The 15,420-nt window shown below is 73.6% G+C and carries 10 protein-coding genes; 7 read left to right on the plus strand and 3 right to left on the minus strand.

All coding sequences use genetic code 11. The features are described from left to right. Nucleotides 1-314: 314 nt before the first annotated feature. Together CRP49_RS39480 and CRP49_RS39485 are read left to right on the plus strand one after the other, a co-directional pair. Nucleotides 315-1,490 (plus strand): hypothetical protein, encoded by a 1,176-nt coding sequence (locus CRP49_RS39480; protein ID WP_097258199.1) that lies wholly within the window; start codon nucleotides 315-317, stop codon nucleotides 1,488-1,490. Between the two features lie 22 nt (nucleotides 1,491-1,512). After that, nucleotides 1,513-1,800: a DUF1232 domain-containing protein gene (locus tag CRP49_RS39485; RefSeq protein ID WP_097258200.1), complete on the plus strand. Its 288-nt coding sequence runs from the start codon at nucleotides 1,513-1,515 to the stop codon at nucleotides 1,798-1,800. Nucleotides 1,801-1,834: 34 nt separating this feature from the next. On the opposite strand, the gene CRP49_RS39490 is transcribed toward CRP49_RS39485, so the two are convergent. Beyond that, nucleotides 1,835-2,968 (minus strand): hypothetical protein, encoded by a 1,134-nt coding sequence (locus CRP49_RS39490; RefSeq protein WP_257033792.1) that lies wholly within the window; start codon nucleotides 2,966-2,968, stop codon nucleotides 1,835-1,837. A gap of 214 nt (nucleotides 2,969-3,182) precedes the next feature. Between CRP49_RS39490 and CRP49_RS39495 the strand changes: the two genes are divergently transcribed. Both CRP49_RS39495 and CRP49_RS39500 read left to right on the plus strand, forming a co-directional pair. Beyond that, on the plus strand, nucleotides 3,183-5,699 hold the full coding sequence (locus CRP49_RS39495) for a PP2C family protein-serine/threonine phosphatase (RefSeq protein WP_097258201.1): 2,517 nt from the start codon (nucleotides 3,183-3,185) through the stop codon (nucleotides 5,697-5,699). An 83-nt stretch (nucleotides 5,700-5,782) separates the two neighbouring features. After that, nucleotides 5,783-8,521, plus strand: a complete 2,739-nt coding sequence (locus CRP49_RS39500; protein WP_097258202.1) for a SpoIIE family protein phosphatase/ATP-binding protein — start codon at nucleotides 5,783-5,785, stop codon at nucleotides 8,519-8,521. A 95-nt stretch (nucleotides 8,522-8,616) separates the two neighbouring features. Here the strand turns inward: CRP49_RS39500 and CRP49_RS39505 are convergent, their stop codons facing one another. After that, the gene (locus CRP49_RS39505) at nucleotides 8,617-10,113 is read right to left on the minus strand and encodes an FG-GAP repeat protein (protein WP_097258203.1); all 1,497 of its coding nucleotides are present in this window, start codon (nucleotides 10,111-10,113) and stop codon (nucleotides 8,617-8,619) included. Between the two features lie 145 nt (nucleotides 10,114-10,258). Next, nucleotides 10,259-12,097, minus strand: a complete 1,839-nt coding sequence (locus tag CRP49_RS39510; RefSeq protein ID WP_097258204.1) for a glycoside hydrolase family 15 protein — start codon at nucleotides 12,095-12,097, stop codon at nucleotides 10,259-10,261. A 216-nt stretch (nucleotides 12,098-12,313) separates the two neighbouring features. Between CRP49_RS39510 and CRP49_RS39515 the strand changes: the two genes are divergently transcribed. The 3 genes from CRP49_RS39515 (at nucleotide 12,314) to CRP49_RS39525 (ending at nucleotide 14,609) form a co-directional block, all read left to right on the plus strand. Continuing rightward, nucleotides 12,314-12,520: a hypothetical protein gene (locus CRP49_RS39515; protein ID WP_094220393.1), complete on the plus strand. Its 207-nt coding sequence runs from the start codon at nucleotides 12,314-12,316 to the stop codon at nucleotides 12,518-12,520. A gap of 561 nt (nucleotides 12,521-13,081) precedes the next feature. Then, the gene (locus tag CRP49_RS39520; RefSeq protein WP_097258205.1) at nucleotides 13,082-13,327 is read left to right on the plus strand and encodes a hypothetical protein; all 246 of its coding nucleotides are present in this window, start codon (nucleotides 13,082-13,084) and stop codon (nucleotides 13,325-13,327) included. A gap of 490 nt (nucleotides 13,328-13,817) precedes the next feature. Further along, nucleotides 13,818-14,609, plus strand: coding sequence for a hypothetical protein (locus CRP49_RS39525; protein WP_097258206.1), 792 nt, complete (start codon nucleotides 13,818-13,820; stop codon nucleotides 14,607-14,609). Nucleotides 14,610-15,420: the final 811 nt, after the last annotated feature.

Raw genomic sequence — 15,420 nt, forward strand, 5'->3', positions numbered from 1 at the left:
CGTATAGCGAGCGGGTGTGGCCGTCTTGGGCGAGACCTCCCTGGTGTGCCGCAGACGGCGAACGGGGCCTGCCCCTAAGCGGATGGGAGGGCGGGCCCCGTTCGACGGACCATTCTGGGCACCGTGCGACGGTCCGGGGACGGGTGAACAGCGGTCGCGTGATGCGTGCGGCGCGTACCCCGGGTGCGGGGCGCACACCCCGTGCGCGGGGCGCGAGCCCGCAGCGGCGCGCCGGCCCGGGGCCCCGGCCGACCGGTACCGTCCCCGGGCGGTGATACTGGAAGGCACACCTGCCCCCATCAGCAGATTGGCCCATGTCGAACTCCGCCACCGACCGCGCCACCATCCCGCAGACCCTCTGGGCGGCCCGCGGCCGCCACACCGGTCCCTCCGCCGAGGAGGTCGTCCGCCGCACGTTGCGCCGGCACAAGGAGAGCGGGGACATCGACGACTTCGCCGAGCCTCCCGTACCCGAGGACTCCCCCGCACGGATCTTCGAGGCGCGCTGGCGGGCCGGGGGCACGGTGACCGTGCGGGCCCGGCTCACCCTCGTACCGCGTGACGACCGGCCGGAAGGGCAGGAGTGGACGCTCGTCGCGGAGGCGGGGCGCCCCTGGGACGAGGCCTGGCCCTCGCCTGCGACGCTGTTCTGGCCCGAGGCGGGACCGGCGGAGGGCGCCGACGGCGCCTGGGACCACCACCCCACCGTCGCCGGCCTGCGCTTCCGGCAGGTGAACGCGCTCCCCGAGGACGACAAGGAGATGCGGCGCCGGCTGCGGGACGCGGCCCGCGAAGCCTGGTGCGTGAACGTCGTCGTGCACGAGGCGATGACCCCGGACGAGCGCGGCCGGCTGCCGCTGGCCCGGCTGCTGCCGCCCGGACTGCGGCACCGCGTACTGGAGCACCGGGCCGCGCCGCAGCAGCTGCGCGCCGTCAACTGGGCGCTGAAGGACCTCGGCGTCCAGGTGCCGCGCGGCGGCGCCGTGCTGCTGCCCCCGGACCCCGCGCCGGAGGGCTACGACAGCAGCGGGCACAGCGTGCGCACCGTCTTCCTGGACGGCTCCGAGCCCGCCGAACTCGTCGCGGCCGTACGGCACTTCGCCGCCCTGCCCCGTCCCCTGCCCGAGGGTGCCGCGGAGGCGCTGGCGGACCTGCGGGACAACTGGACCCTGCTGACCCTCCAGGAGGAGCTGGAGCGCCAGCGGCGGCTGGTCGCCATGTACGCCGAGGCGCTGGAGGCGATGACGAAGTCCCGGGACCTGTACCGGGACGCCGCCGAGCAGGCCCACCAGGCCCTGGCCGCCTACCGCGACGCGCCCGCCCCGCACGCCCTGCCCCGGCGGCAGGAGCGGGACGGCGCCCGGCAACCCTCCGCGCTGCAGCAGTTGACACGGACCTTCGAACGGCTGAAGTTCAGCACGAAGGGTTCACGCCCGGACGCCTCCCCCGGTGGCGACGACGGCACGGACACCATCACCGACCCGGCGTGAGCCCGGAGGGACAGGAGGCCGCATGGATTCCACCACGACCCTGCTGGTGGTCGCCGCCGTCGTAGCGGGGCTCCTGCTCGCCGTGGCCGTCGCCCTGCTGGTACGGCTGGTGCGCGCCCGGCGGACCCTGCGGCGGGCCGGGCTGCCCACGGGACCGCGCTGGGTGTTCTGGGGCGCGGTCCTGTATCTGGTGCTGCCCACCGACCTGCTGCCCGACCCGGTCTACCTGGACGACATCGCCGTCCTGCTCCTCGCCCTGCGCAGCCTCCGCGCCGGCCGCGCCCTGCCGCCCGGCCCCTCGGAGTCCTGAACCACCCCTGCACGCGGCCCGGTTGCACGCGAACCTACCCGAGCCCGTCACCGCAGCTACGACGCTCCGGCTCGACCCCCTCCGCCCGGCGGGCGTTCGCCATCCCGACGGTGGCGAGCAACACCGCAAGCGCGGCGAGTGCGGCCGCCGCTGCCGCCGTGCCGGCGAGCCACGGCGGGGCCAGGAGCGCGGACTGGAGCCAGGCCGGTTCCGGGAGGCCGAAGCGGCCGCCGTCGAGCACCTGCACCGCGGCGAGCGTGGCCGTGACCAGCAGCGTCACGGTCGCCGCGGCCAGCCGCGCCGGTACGGTCCGGGCCGGCAGCGCGAGGGCCAGGAGGACGCAGAGCCCCGAGGCGACCAGGGTCGTCCGCAGAGCGGGTTGGGACAGGTCCGACCAGTAGCGCGGCGCGTGGGCCGCACCGCAGAGGAACACCAGCACGGCGGCGGTGCGGGCGAGCCGCAGTGGCGCCTTGGGGGATCCGATGTCCGGGCTGCGCGAGTCCGACTGCTGGGGACTCGGGGCGGCCGCCTCCGGTGCCGGAACGACGGAGGCGAGCAGCGTGTCGGCGGGCTCCAGGAGCGTCGGCTCGGGCAGCGCCGTCTCGTGCGCGGACTCCTCGGAGGCGAGGCGGGCGATCAGCTCGGCGAGTTCCTCGACGGGGCGGCCGACGGCCACCGCCTCGACCGCCGCCCGCACGCAGTGGGGCTCCACGGGAGTATGGCGCAGCAGTTCCATCAGCCGGGTGACCTCCTCCAGCGGACGGCACTCGGCGGCGGCGCGGATCGCCTCGTCGGCACCGCCGCTGGTGCGGGGCGGCCGGGTGAGGAGGGAGACCAGGCGGGTGACGTCCTCCACGGGCCGGTCGATACCCGCCGCGCGCAGCGCTTCGGCCGTGGTCCGGGCGTGCTCGGGCCTGCGTTCCAGCAGGGTGATGAGCCGGACGACGTCCTCCAGGGGGCGGTCGGCCACGGCCGCGCGGACCAGGCCGTGCAGCGGATCGCCGTAGGGGTCATCGTCGCGCGCGGGCTCGGGGATCTGCTCCGGCGGCGCCGCGGGCCCGGTTCCGGGGTCGGGGGACGGTGTGGCGACCCCGATGGCGCCCGGAACGGGCGGCGCGACGGGTATCACGGAGAGGTCGTCGGGACCGGGGCACGAAGAGCTGGTCATCTGGGCTCCAGAGGAAGGGTGCGGACGCACCGGCGCCCCCCGCGTGCGGCGCGCGGAATCCACGCCAGTCCATTACTAGGAGCCCGTACGGGTTCCCGCCACCCGGGCGAGGCAGAGGTGTGAGGCGGCGTCTTCTCCCGCCCAGGTGCATTACGCGACCGACGTGGCGCATTCTTGTGTCATCCACCCGGCGGTACGGGACGAGGTAGGGCCCATGGCTGGGAGCGGAGAGCCGGCGGTCCGGACGCGGGCCCGGCTGACCGCGCTGCTGGTCGACGTCTCGACGGGCGCGCTCGGCGCCGCCGGAGCGCGTGTGGCGGGCGTGTACCTGCGCTCCAGCACCCCGGGGCTGCTGCGCCTCGCGGTGCTCGTCGGGCTGCCCGGCCCGCTGTTCCGGCCCTGGTGGCGGCTGCACGTCGGCCGGCCCTTCCCGGTGGCCGACGCCTACCGGCTCGGCGTCCAGGTGGTGCTGCCCAACGCCACGGAGACGGTGCGCCGGTATCCCCAGTTCGCGGCGGGTCTGCCCTTCCCGTTCGGGTCTGTGCACGTGCCCGTGCCGGGCGGCACCGAACCCTTCGGGGTGCTCACCGTGCTGTGCCCCGCCGCGTCGGACACCGTGGACGAGCTGCCGGACCGGGAGCTGCTCGCGCGGTTGGCCGAGGGGCTGGGTGCCGAGCTGCTCGCGCTCGCCGACGGGGACGAGGCGACCATCGCCTGGGACGGGGAACCCCTGTGCGTACGACCGCCCGCCACCCGGCCCGCACAGGCGCGCGTGGGGCGGTTCACCTGGGATCCACGGACCTCGGCGGCGCACCCGGACGACCGGCTGTACGCGCTGCTCGGGCTGGACCCGGCCGAGTTCGCGGGGACCGGCCCGGCGCTCGCGGACGCCGTGTCCCCGGCCGAGGCGCACCGGATCCTGGCCGCGCTGCGCGCGGCGGGCGCCGGGAAACCGCCGGCCGCACCCCTGACCCTGTGGTCGCGGGAAGGGACCCCGCGGCTGCTGGACCTGTCCCCGGCGACGGAAGCCGGCGAGGCGTCCCTGGTCGCCGGAACCGTCTTCGAGCCCGGCCCGGGTGCCTCCGCGGACGGCGCGGCCGACCTGCTGCCGCAAGGGGTGTTCTGCCTGGACCGGCTCGGGCTGCTCGTGTACGTCAACCCGGCCGCGGCACGCATGGCGGGCCAGGAGCGGGCCTGGCTGCTCGGCCGTCCGCTGTGGGAGGCGATGCCCTGGCTGACCGGGCCGCCGTACGACGACCATCTGCGCAGCGTGCTGCTGTCCCATGAACCGGTGCACGTGCACGTCCGGCGTCCGGCCGCCGGCCGTGCGGCAGCCGGGGAGGGCGACTGGCTCGCCCTCACCGTGCATCCCGGCCCCGACATTCTCACCTGCACACTCGTCCCGACCAGCCGCGTGGACGCCGCGGAGCCCGCCCTCGACGCCCCGGACGCGGACGAGCCGCACACCCCGGAGGACACGGTGGCCGGCGACCACTCGCTGACGTCGCTGTACCGGCCCATCGCCCTCGCCATCGCGCTGACGGACGCCGTGACCGCCCGGCAGGTGTCGGCGGTCGTGATGCAGGAACTGCTGCCCGCGTTCGGCGGCCGCCGCCTGGCCATCTACCTGCTCCAGGACCGGCACCTGTACCTGGCCTGGGAGACCGGCTTCCCGCAGGGCTTCCTCGCCCCCTTCGACGGCATCGGTCTCGACGCGCACGTGCCCGGCGTGGAGACGCTCACCACCGGCCGCCCCATCTTCTTCGAGTCCATGCACCAGCTGGCGGCCTCCTACCCGGGCATCCCCCTGGACGCCGAGGAGGGTGCTCGCGCCTTCCTGCCGCTGATCGCCTCCGGGCGGCCGGTCGGCTCCTGCATCCTCGGCTTCGACCGGTCGCGCAGCTTCAGCACGGAGGAGCAGACGGTCCTCACCGCGCTCGCCGGGCTGATCGCGCACGCGATGGAGAAGGCGCAGCGCTACGACACCGAGGCCGCGCTCGCCCGCGGTCTGCAGCAGGCCCTGCTGCCCCGGCGGCTGTCGGCGCACCCGCAGGTGGAGACGGCGGGCCGCTATCTGCCGGGCACCCAGGGCCTGGACGTGGGCGGGGACTGGTACGACGTCGTCGAGGCCGGGGACGGGCTGGCGCTGGTCATCGGCGATGTGCAGGGGCACGGGGTGCAGGCGGCGGCCACCATGGGCCAGCTGCGCAGCGCCGTACGCGCCTTCGCGCTCGGCGACCGGCCGCCCGACGAGGTGCTGAGCGGCACGAACCACCTGCTCATCGACCTCGACCCGGGCCAGTTCGCCAGCTGCTGCTACGTCCGTCTCGACCCGGCCACCGGGCAGGCCCGGGCCGCCCGGGCGGGACATCCGCCGCCGCTGCTGCGCTGCCCCGACGGACGTACCCGGGTGCTGGACATCCCGGGCGGTGTCGTCCTCGGGGTGGATCCGCACGCCCAGTACCCGGTGGCCGAGCTGCAGTTGGAGCCGGACGCGATCCTCGCCCTGTACACGGACGGCCTGGTGGAGCGGCCCGGCGCCGACATCGACGAGGGCATCACCGCACTGCGCCTCGCGCTGGCGAGGGCCGGCGCGGCCGCCGGACGGCGCGGCGGCCGGTCCCTGGCCGGGGTCGCCGACCGGGTCACCGCCACCGCCCGGCACGCCACCGACCGCCCCGACGACGTGGCGCTGCTCCTCGCCACCCGCCGCACCGCGCACCGCCGGTGACCGGAGCCCGCCGCCGGAAGAGACGGCTGTCACCTCGGGCAACAGCCTCGCCTGGCGGGGCCGGGCAGTGTAGACATGGGCACATGGTGCGTCTGCCCGGCCGGTCCGAGACCCGGCCGCCCCGTCCTTCCGGGCAACCGCGCGCACCGCAGGGCCCGCGGCAGGACACATCGGGCGCGAACGGCGGCCGTCCGGGGGTGCTGCGGTCGGCGGTGACCGGACGCAGCGTCGCCGGGCAGGTGTTCCTCCTCCAAGTGGTGATCGTGCTGCTGCTGGTCGTGTCGGCCGTGGTGGCGCAGGTGCTGCAGGTGCAGCACGACAGCAACAGGGAGGCCCGTAACCGCTCCCTGGCGGTCGCCGAGACGTTCGCCAACGCACCCGGTACGGCGGCCGCGCTGCGCACCCCGGATCCGACGGCCATCCTGCAGCCGAAGGCCGAGGCCGCCCGCAAGGCGTCCGACGTCGACTTCATCGTCGTGATGGACACCGACGGCATCCGCTACACCCACCCCAAGCCGGACCGCATCGGCAAGAAGTTCGTCGGGACCATAGCGCCGGCCCTGGCCGGGGGCACGGTGGTCGAGGAGATCCACGGCACGATCGGCGAACTGGTGCAGGTCGTCGTGCCGGTGAAGGACTCCGGCGGCAAGGTGGTGGGCCTGGTGTCGTCGGGCATCACCACCGCGCACGTGGGCGGGGCCGCCGACCAGCAACTGCCCCTGCTGCTCGCGGCGGCCGCGGCGGCCCTCGGGCTGGCCACCGCGGGCACGGCCCTGGTCAGCAGGCGGCTGCTGCGGCAGACCCACGGCCTCGGCCCGTACGAGATGACGCGGATGTACGAGCACCACGACGCGGTGCTGCACGCCGTCCGGGAGGGCGTGCTCATCGTCGGCGGCGACGGCCGGCTGCTGCTCGCCAACGACGAGGCACAGCGCCTGCTGGACCTGCCCGAGGACGCCGAGCAGCGTCATGTGCTGGAACTGGGCCTGGACGACGAGACGGCCGGGCTGCTCTCCTCCGGGCGGGTCGCCACGGACGAGGTGCATCTGGTCAAGGACCGGCTGCTGGCCATCAACCAGCGCCCCACCGACCTGCGCGGCGGCCCGGCCGGCAGCGTCACCACGCTGCGCGACTCCACGGAGCTGCGGGCCCTGTCGGGCCGCGCGGAGGTGGCGCGTGAGCGGCTGAACATGCTGTACGACGCCGGTGTGGGCATCGGCACCAGCCTGGACGTGGCCCGCACGGCGCAGGAGCTGGCGGAGCTGGCCGTGCCCCGGTTCGCGGACTTCGTCACCGTGGACCTGTTCGACGCGGTACTGGGCGGGGAGGAGCCGAGGCCCGGGACCGCGCTGCGCCGGGCGGCCTGGAGCGGCATCCGCAAGGACGCCCCGCTGTACCCGGTGGGCGAGCGCATCCGGTTCGTGGCGACCTCGCCGCAGGCCCGGAGCCTGACGACCGGGCAGTCCGTGGTCGAGCCGGTGCTGCGCGAGGCGCCCGGCTGGCTGGCACAGGATCTGGAGCGCACCGAGCAGGTCGTGGCCTACGGCATCCACTCGCTGGTCACCGTGCCGCTGCGGGCCGGCACCCTGGTCCTCGGTCTGGCCAACTTCTGGCGCTCGGAGAAGCCGCAGCCGTTCGACGCCGAGGAGGTGGCCCTCGCCGAGGAACTGGTCGCGCGGGCCGCCGTGTCCATCGACAACGCCCGCCGGTACACCCGTGAGCACAGCATGGCGGTGACCCTCCAGCGCAGCCTGCTGCCGCGCTCCCTGCCCGAGCAGGGCGCCCTGGAGATCGCCTACCGCTATCTGCCGGCGCAGGCGGGAGTGGGCGGCGACTGGTTCGACGTGCTGCCGCTGTCCGGCACCCGGGTGGCCATGGTGGTGGGCGACGTCGTGGGCCACGGACTCCACGCGGCGGCGACGATGGGCCGGCTGCGCACGGCGGTGCACAACTTCTCCGCGCTCGATCTGCCGCCCGACGAACTCCTCGGCCTGCTGGACGAGTTGGTGGGGCGGATCGACCAGGACGAGACCCCGGCCGACGGCGCCGCCGCGGTCATCGGCGCGACCTGCCTGTACGCGGTGTACGACCCGGTGTCCCGGGTCTGCACGGTGGCCCGGGCCGGTCATCCGCCGCCCGCGCTGGTGCACCCGGACGGGCGCGTGGAGTTCCCGGAGGTGCCCGCCGGTCCCCCGCTGGGCCTCGGCGGGCTGCCGTTCGAGACGGCCGACCTGGAACTCGCGGAGGGCAGCCGCCTGGTCCTGTACACCGACGGCCTGGTGGAGGACCGGGACCGGGACATCGACGAGGGTCTCGACATGCTGCGCGACGCCCTCGGCCGCGCGCCCGGCGCCTCGCCCGAGGACACCTGCCGCACGGTGCTCGACCGTCTGCCGAACCGGCCCAGCGACGATGTCGCGCTGATCGTGGCCCGCACCCGCGTCCTCGGCGCCGACCGGGTCGCCGAGTGGCAGGTGCCGTCGGATCCGGCGGCCGTCTCGGAGGTACGGGCCTCGGTCACCCGGCAGCTGGCCGAATGGGGCCTGGACGAGCTGTCGTTCACGACGGAGCTGATCCTGAGCGAGCTGGTCACCAACGCCATCCGCTACGGGCGCGGCCCGATCGGTGTACGGCTGCTGCGCGACCGGACCCTGATCTGCGAGGTCTCCGACCGGAGCACGACCTCGCCTCATCTGCGGTACGCGGCGACCACCGACGAGGGCGGCCGGGGCCTGTTCCTGGTGGCCCAGGTAGCCGACCGCTGGGGCACCCGCTACACCCACAACGGCAAGATCATCTGGGCGGAGCAGCCGCTGCCCTGAACCAGACACCGCAACCCCCACCCGAACCCACCAGCCCACCGAGTCGGGTGGTGGGTGGGCGAAGGCGGGGGGCTGCGGGCGGAGCCCCCAGGAGGCTACTCGTCGATCACCGCGCCGAAGCGGGCGGCGTGGGCATGGCCGCCCAGGGCTGCCGCGCCGTAGGACCAGGAGCCGTCGGCGAGCAGGCCGCGGCTGCTCGCGGGCAGGAGCCACACCGCCCCGTCCCCCGCGTTCTCGGCGGGCGCAGCCGCCAGCAGCTCGGCGCGGCCGTCGCCGTCGGTGTCCGCCAGGCGCACCTGGGCGCCCCAGCCGTCGTCGGCCTCGGCCGTGCCGGGGATGCCCCGGGTGTTCTGGTCGAAGGACTGGGCGCCGGTCCCGGTCAGGCCCGTACGGGAGCCGCGCAGCAGCCACACCGCGCCGGCGTCGGCGACGCTGCCGACGTCCTCGCCGGGCGCCCCGACGGCCAGGTCGGCGTACCCGTCGCCGTTCACGTCGGCGACGGACAGGTCGGCGCCCCAGGCGTCGCCCTGCTCGGCGGTGCCGGGCACGCCCGGCGAGTTCTGCGACCACCACTGGGGTGCGGAGCCGGGGCCGTCCTGGCCGCCGTAGTAGACGCCGACCAGCCCACCGGGCGCGTCCGCGTCGCCGGTGGCGTCGTCGGCGGCGCTGGGCTGGCCGAGGACCAGGTCGTCGTAGCCGTCGCCGTTGATGTCGCCGGAGGCCGAGCCCAGGCCGCCGTGCAGGTCACGCCGGTACGTCAGGCCCTCGGCGCCGCCCGCGTAGTACGCGGACCAGCCCTTGGTGTAGTCGTCCTCGGGGCTGTAACCGGAGACGACGAGGTCGGCGAAGCCGTCGCGGTCGTAGTCGCCGGTGGTCACGTAGGCGGGCTGGAGCCGGTGGCCGGTGGAGTGCGGGGCGCCGACCGGGCGCAGGACGCCCGCGTGGTAGGTGAAGACGCGCAGGCCCACCTTCTGGTCGACGACGACGAGCTGGTCGGCGTCGGTGTCCCCGGAGAACCGCGCGGCGGCGACCGCGAGCCCGAACCGGGCGCCCGCGGCAGGCTTGGCGGCGGTGACGGAGGCGGTGCGCTCGGCGCCGAGGCCGGCCTTGGAGCCGTACAGGACGGTCACCCGGCCCGCGTCGGCCACGCTGCCCTCGTCCTCGCCGGGCGCACCGACGACCGCGTCGTCGTAGCCGTCGCCGTCCAGATCGCCGGTGGCCACCGCCTGACCGAAGTCGTCCCAGGCCTCGGAGGTGCCGGGCACGCCCTTGGTGGACTGGCTGATCACCTGGACCCGGCCCTTGGGGACGGTGGTGCGGGTACCGACTCCGTTCGGGGCGCCGTACTGGACGGTGACGTATCCGGCGCCCTCCTTGCCGTCGACGGTGCCCTCCGGGACGCCGGTGAGCAGGTCGGTGTAGCCGTCGCCGTTGAAGTCGCTGTTGCGGTCGGCGGCGGAGGTGCCGCCGGGGACGCCCGCGAACGCGGACGGCGCGGCGAGGATGCCCGCCCCGGCCAGCAGCAGGAAGGAGGCCGCGGCGACGGCGGCGGAGCCCGCGGTACGGCGGGTGGTGCGTGCGGTGATGCTCATGTCCGGTTCCCCCATGGGATGTTGACGATGCGTCAGTCGGCTGGTCTGTGGCCGACGCAGGGTTCGACACGGGGGGTGCGGACGGAGTTGTGGTGCCCGCGCGTGCTGTTACAGGGCGGTGACAACCTGTATGCGCCAGGGCGGGTCAGCCCAGGGCGCGGTCCAGGTTGAACGCGGCGCTGATGAGGGACAGATGGGTGAACGCCTGCGGGAAGTTGCCCTGTTGCTCGCCGGTACGGCCGATCTCCTCGGCGTACAGGCCGAGATGGTTGGCGTAGGTGAGCATCTTCTCGAAGGCCAGCCGGGCCTCGTCGAGCCGCCCGGCCCGGACCAGTGCCTCGACGTACCAGAAGGAGCAGATGGAGAAGGTGCCCTCGTCGCCGCGCAGCCCGTCGGGGCTGGCCTGGGGGTCGTAGCGGTAGACGAGGGAGTCGGAGACCAGGTCCTCGGTGAGGGCGTCCAGGGTGGAGAGCCACTTGGGGTCGGTCGGCGCGATGAACTTGGCCAGCGGCATCATCAGCAGCGAGGCGTCCAGCACGTCCGCGCCCTCGTACTGCACGAAGGCGTTACGGCGCTCCGACCAGCCGCGGTCCATGATCCGCCGGTAGATCGCGTCCCGGGCCTGGCGCCAGCGGCGATGGTCGGCAGGCAGGCCGCGGTGGGTGGCGAGGCGGATGGCCCGCTCGATGGCGACCCAGCACATCAGCCGCGAGTACAGGAAGTTCTTGCGGCCGCCGCGGGTCTCCCACACGCCCTCGTCGGGCTGGTCCCAGTGGTCGCACACCCAGTCGACGAGGCGGCACACGTCGTCCCACTGGCTGCTGGAGATGGGCTGCGCCCACTTGTCGTAGAGGTAGATCGAGTCGATCAGGGCGCCGTAGATGTCCAGCTGGAGCTGGTCGGCGGCGGCGTTGCCGACCCGGACCGGGGCGGAGCCGAGGTGTCCCTCCAGGTGGGGAAGTTCGCGTTCGGGCAGGTCGGCACGGCCGTCGATGCCGTACATGATCTGCAGCGGGCCGGAGCCGTCGCCCCAGCCGGGGCTGATGTGCGTGGTCAGGAACTTCATGAAGGCCGCGGCCTCGCCGCTGAAGCCGAGCCTGAGCAGCGCGTAGACGGCGAAGGCGGCGTCCCGGACCCACACGTAGCGGTAGTCCCAGTTGCGCTCGCCGCCGAGCTGCTCGGGCAGGCTGGTGGTGGGCGCGGCGACGATGGCGCCGGTGGGGGCGTAGGTGAGGAGCTTGAGGGTGAGGGCGGAGCGGTGCACCATCTCGCGCCAGCGGCCCCGGTAGCGGGACTGGTGCAGCCAGCGCCGCCAGTAGGCGACGGTGGCGTTGAACTCGTGCTCGGCCTCGGCGTGGGCGCAGCCGCGGGGGACCACCTCGACGCCGACCTGGTCCAGGGCGAACACCGCCGTCTCGCCCTCGCTCAGCTTGAAGTCGGCCCGCGCGTCCCGGCCGTCGCACTCCACGATGACGGTGGACGTGAGGGCGAGGGACAGCTTGGGGGACTCGAAGAGGACCAGGCCGTCCTGGACGCGCAGGGTGTGCGCGTCGGAGCCGTAGTTGAAGCGCGGGGCGATCAGGGCCCGGAAGGGCACGGTGCCGCGGACGCACACCACGCGCCGGATCAGCCGGTGCCGGCCCTCCACGTGCGACTCCTCTCCGCTGACCGGCATGAAGTCCTGGACCTCGCCCACGCCGTCCTCGGTGAAGAACCGGGTGATCAGCACGTTGGTGTCAGGGAAGTAGAACTGCTTGGTGCGCGCCGGTACGGCGGCGGCCAGCTCGAAGCGGCCGCCGCGCTCGGCGTCGAGGATGGCCGCGAAGACGCTGGGTGCGTCGAAGGACGGGGAGCAGTACCAGTCGATCGTGCCGTTGGTGCCGACCAGGGCGACGCTGCGCAGATCACCGATGAGTCCGTGCTCGGCGATCGGCAGGTAGCGGGGGCTCCCGGACAGGTCCTGCGGGAAGGGGATCTCGGCCATCGTTCAGGCCTCCCGGTGCGGTGTGCGGGCTGCATTCCAGCTCGGGCTGCATTCCAGCTTAGGGCGAGTGCATCGGCGAGGGGCCGGCAGACGTTTCTCACCCGGCGCCGCGGCGCCTTCCGGATGCAGGGTGCGTCGAGGCGCGGAATGGTGAGAGTGTGCCCCGTTCGGCGGCACCGGCACGGATGCGGTCATCCGGACCGAGGAGGAGGCAACATGTCGACATCCACACCCGAAGGGTCCCGGTCGCCCGACGACTACTGCACCCCGGACGCCCTACTCCACTCCGCTCCGTCGAGGGACGTCACCCCGGAGGACCTGGTGATGGCGGCGGGCAGGGACGTCACTCCGGCGAACCTCGACTGGGCGCGCCGCAAGCTGGAGACCGAGGGCCAGGCAGCCGTGGAGAAGCTGCTGCCCTAGGGCGGTCCGGGAAACCTCAGGAAACCGAACGGGGAGGCGCCGGGCAGAGGCACGCCGGCCGCACGGGAGCGTGCCGCCCGGCGCCCGGCGCTGCCCGCACAGCGGCGACGCGGGCCTTCCTGGCGGCGACGTCATGCCGAACGGCCACACCACCTCCGGCAGGACCGCGGATCGCGGCACGGCCAGGAAGGCGTCCATCCAGTCCGGGGTCATGGGCCCGCGCGCGCCAAGAGGGAGCGGCCCAGTTCGGAACGCTCCTCCGACAGACCCGGCAGCGTCATCAGCCGATGATCCTCGGGCCACCGTCGGGGGACGGGGGCTCCTTCGGGCCCGGTCAGGAGTCGCCCGGCAGGCCGTCGCCGCCATCGCCGCCTCCGCCGCCCGTCATTCCGATCGTCTGGAGACTCGCTCCGCCCAGGTCTTCCGGGACATCGGACGGAGCGGGGGCTTGGGTGCAGCCCTGACCCGGAGCGGCCGCAGGTACCGCCGCGGCGCCGGCATCGCTCGAACTTCGATGGCACAAGCCGTTCTGCACGTGGCCTGACCTGGCATGATGCCCCCATGGAAACAGGGTTCCCATGGGGTTCCACGCCGACCGTCGATCTTCGCCTGTGGCGCTCCGACGCCATCGTGCTGTTCGACTGGCTGATGACCACCGACCTGAACACCGTGCCGATCACACACCCGGCTCAGAAGCAGGCTCTCGCGGACTTGCTGGCGCGCCTGGAAGAGGCGGACGTTATCGAGTCCACCGAGGAAGAGATCGCCGCAGCTCAGGAAGAGGTGGCCAAGGACATGGGCTGGTAGGGCATCAGTAGCGATTGCACGCGCGAGAGGGCTCGCATTCCGCCGCCGGACCGACGGCCGTGATCATGATGCTGCGGTGGCAGGCCGGTGGAGTTCAGCTACGCCCTGGGCAGGGCTGCACGACCGGAGGGGAAGGCCCGGTGGAGGGTACGTGATGTCCCCCATGCGGTCGTAGGCGTACAAGGGCACGACTGTGCCTGTGAGGCGTCTCGTTCTCTGACGGCAGCTCAGCTCCTCGCGTAGTCGTCTGCCACCGAATGGGCGACGATAAATCAGATAATCATCATCCGGACCGATTTCGCCGTAACTCCCCCTCTATTCAAGGAATTTGATCTGCATTCAACTGGGCGGGCGGGTGTGTTCTGGTCCCTCGTTCGGCCCCTTGGGCGCATTCTTCCGATATGTGCGACAGGGCGGCCATGGAGATAGTGAGTGCGTTCAGCCCCGTGCCGACTGCCCCGGCCGACCCCTCTCAGACGGGAGACGTTGCATGCGCAAGACCCGGTCCACCGCTGTCACCGCGGCCGCCGTGGCCCTGGCCGCGGGCGGCATCACCTATGCCTCGGCCTCTTCCAGGCCGGCGGCCCACGCGCCGGCAGCCCACGCACCGACCGTCGAGGCGCCGGCCGCCCAGCAGCCGGATGCCCCCAGCGAGTCTTTCCACGGCACCGGTACCGGCACCGACGCCGGCATCGACGCCGGTACCGACACCGGCGCCGGCGGCAGCACCGGCATCGGCGCCGGCGGCAGCACTGGTACCGGCGCCGGTGGCGGCTCCGGCACCGGCGGCATCTCCGGCTCCGGCACCGGCGGCATCTCCGGCACGGGCATCGGCGGCATCGGTGGCATCTCCGGCACCGGCATCGGCGGCATCTCCGGTACCGGTGCCGGAAAGGGCAATGAGGGCGTCATCGGCATCGGGGGGATTTCCGGCAATGTAGGTATCCAGGGCCGCAACAACGTGCACGAAAGGGACCACGACCACGAGGAGGAGGAAGGCCGGATCCAGATCAACGAGCGGACGTACAGCAGCCACCCGGGCGACTGCATCTCCGTGGTCCTCGTGAACGCCACGTCCCTGAACATCCGCAACAACAGCCGCCGTGCCGTCGACGTGTTCGACGGACCCGTCTGCGACAGCGGCGCTCCCCTCGCCACGGTCGGGCCCCATGACGACGCCTTCGGCGTGACGCCCACCGGCACCTTGGCCAGCTTTTCGGTGATCGACCAGCGTCGTGGTCGGGACAACGATCGGGACAACGATCGGGACAACAAGTGGTGAGTCGGCGGGGGAGGCCGAACGGGTCTGGTGCGCGCTGTCCGCTGCGGAGGGGAGCCCGTTCGGCGGCGACCGCCACCAGGTGAGCCGTATCGCGCTGCGTTCACGCCACTGCTCCCAGGCTGTGCGGCCGGCCCGACCCGGCCCGGCTGCCGCACCTCGTCCTCGCACCGGCGCAGCGCGGCCGTACGGCTCCGCGGTGTGCGTCCGTCACAGGACCTGCCGCGCCGGCCACCCGTCCCTCACTCAGCCGGCTACGCGGACGCTGTCCCACGCATACGCGCGACAAGCGAATGCCACGCAACACCTGGCACCCGCCCGCGGCCCCACCCCGGGGACGCCATGTCCCCCACGCCGTCGGCCTCGTCGAGAACGAGCCCGGCGGCCTGCCTGCTTGGCTGACAGGAGCCCGTTCCGGTCGGAAACAGCCCGGCGGATCCGCTCGGCCTCGGCGGTGCAGCCGTTCGCATCGAGCACTTCGGCGGCGTGCTCACCGTGCATGCCCCGAGGGGGTCGTCCTCCGGGGTGCAGCGGGGCCACCTACAGCCGATCGGGATCTACACCATCCGGCCGCGCCAGATCGAGCACCTGTCCGACTGAGCGGTATCCGAACAGGTCAGCGCACATTACCGGTTGGTCATCTTGAAAGGTCAATGAGTGCCGCTATCATCGCACCCACACACGGTGACCGTCCGCCGACGCTCGGCAGCACGGTGTGTCCACCCACCCCCGTTCTTCCTGACCGGCTCCTGACCCGAGGCCACCCCCTTTCGGGTCTCGAGGCGGGGCCACACCCCCCACCCGTACGCGTCGG

The sequence above is a fragment of the Streptomyces sp. Ag109_G2-15 genome (assembly GCF_900215565.1).
Taxonomy (GTDB): Bacteria; Actinomycetota; Actinomycetes; order Streptomycetales; family Streptomycetaceae; genus Streptomyces; species Streptomyces diastatochromogenes.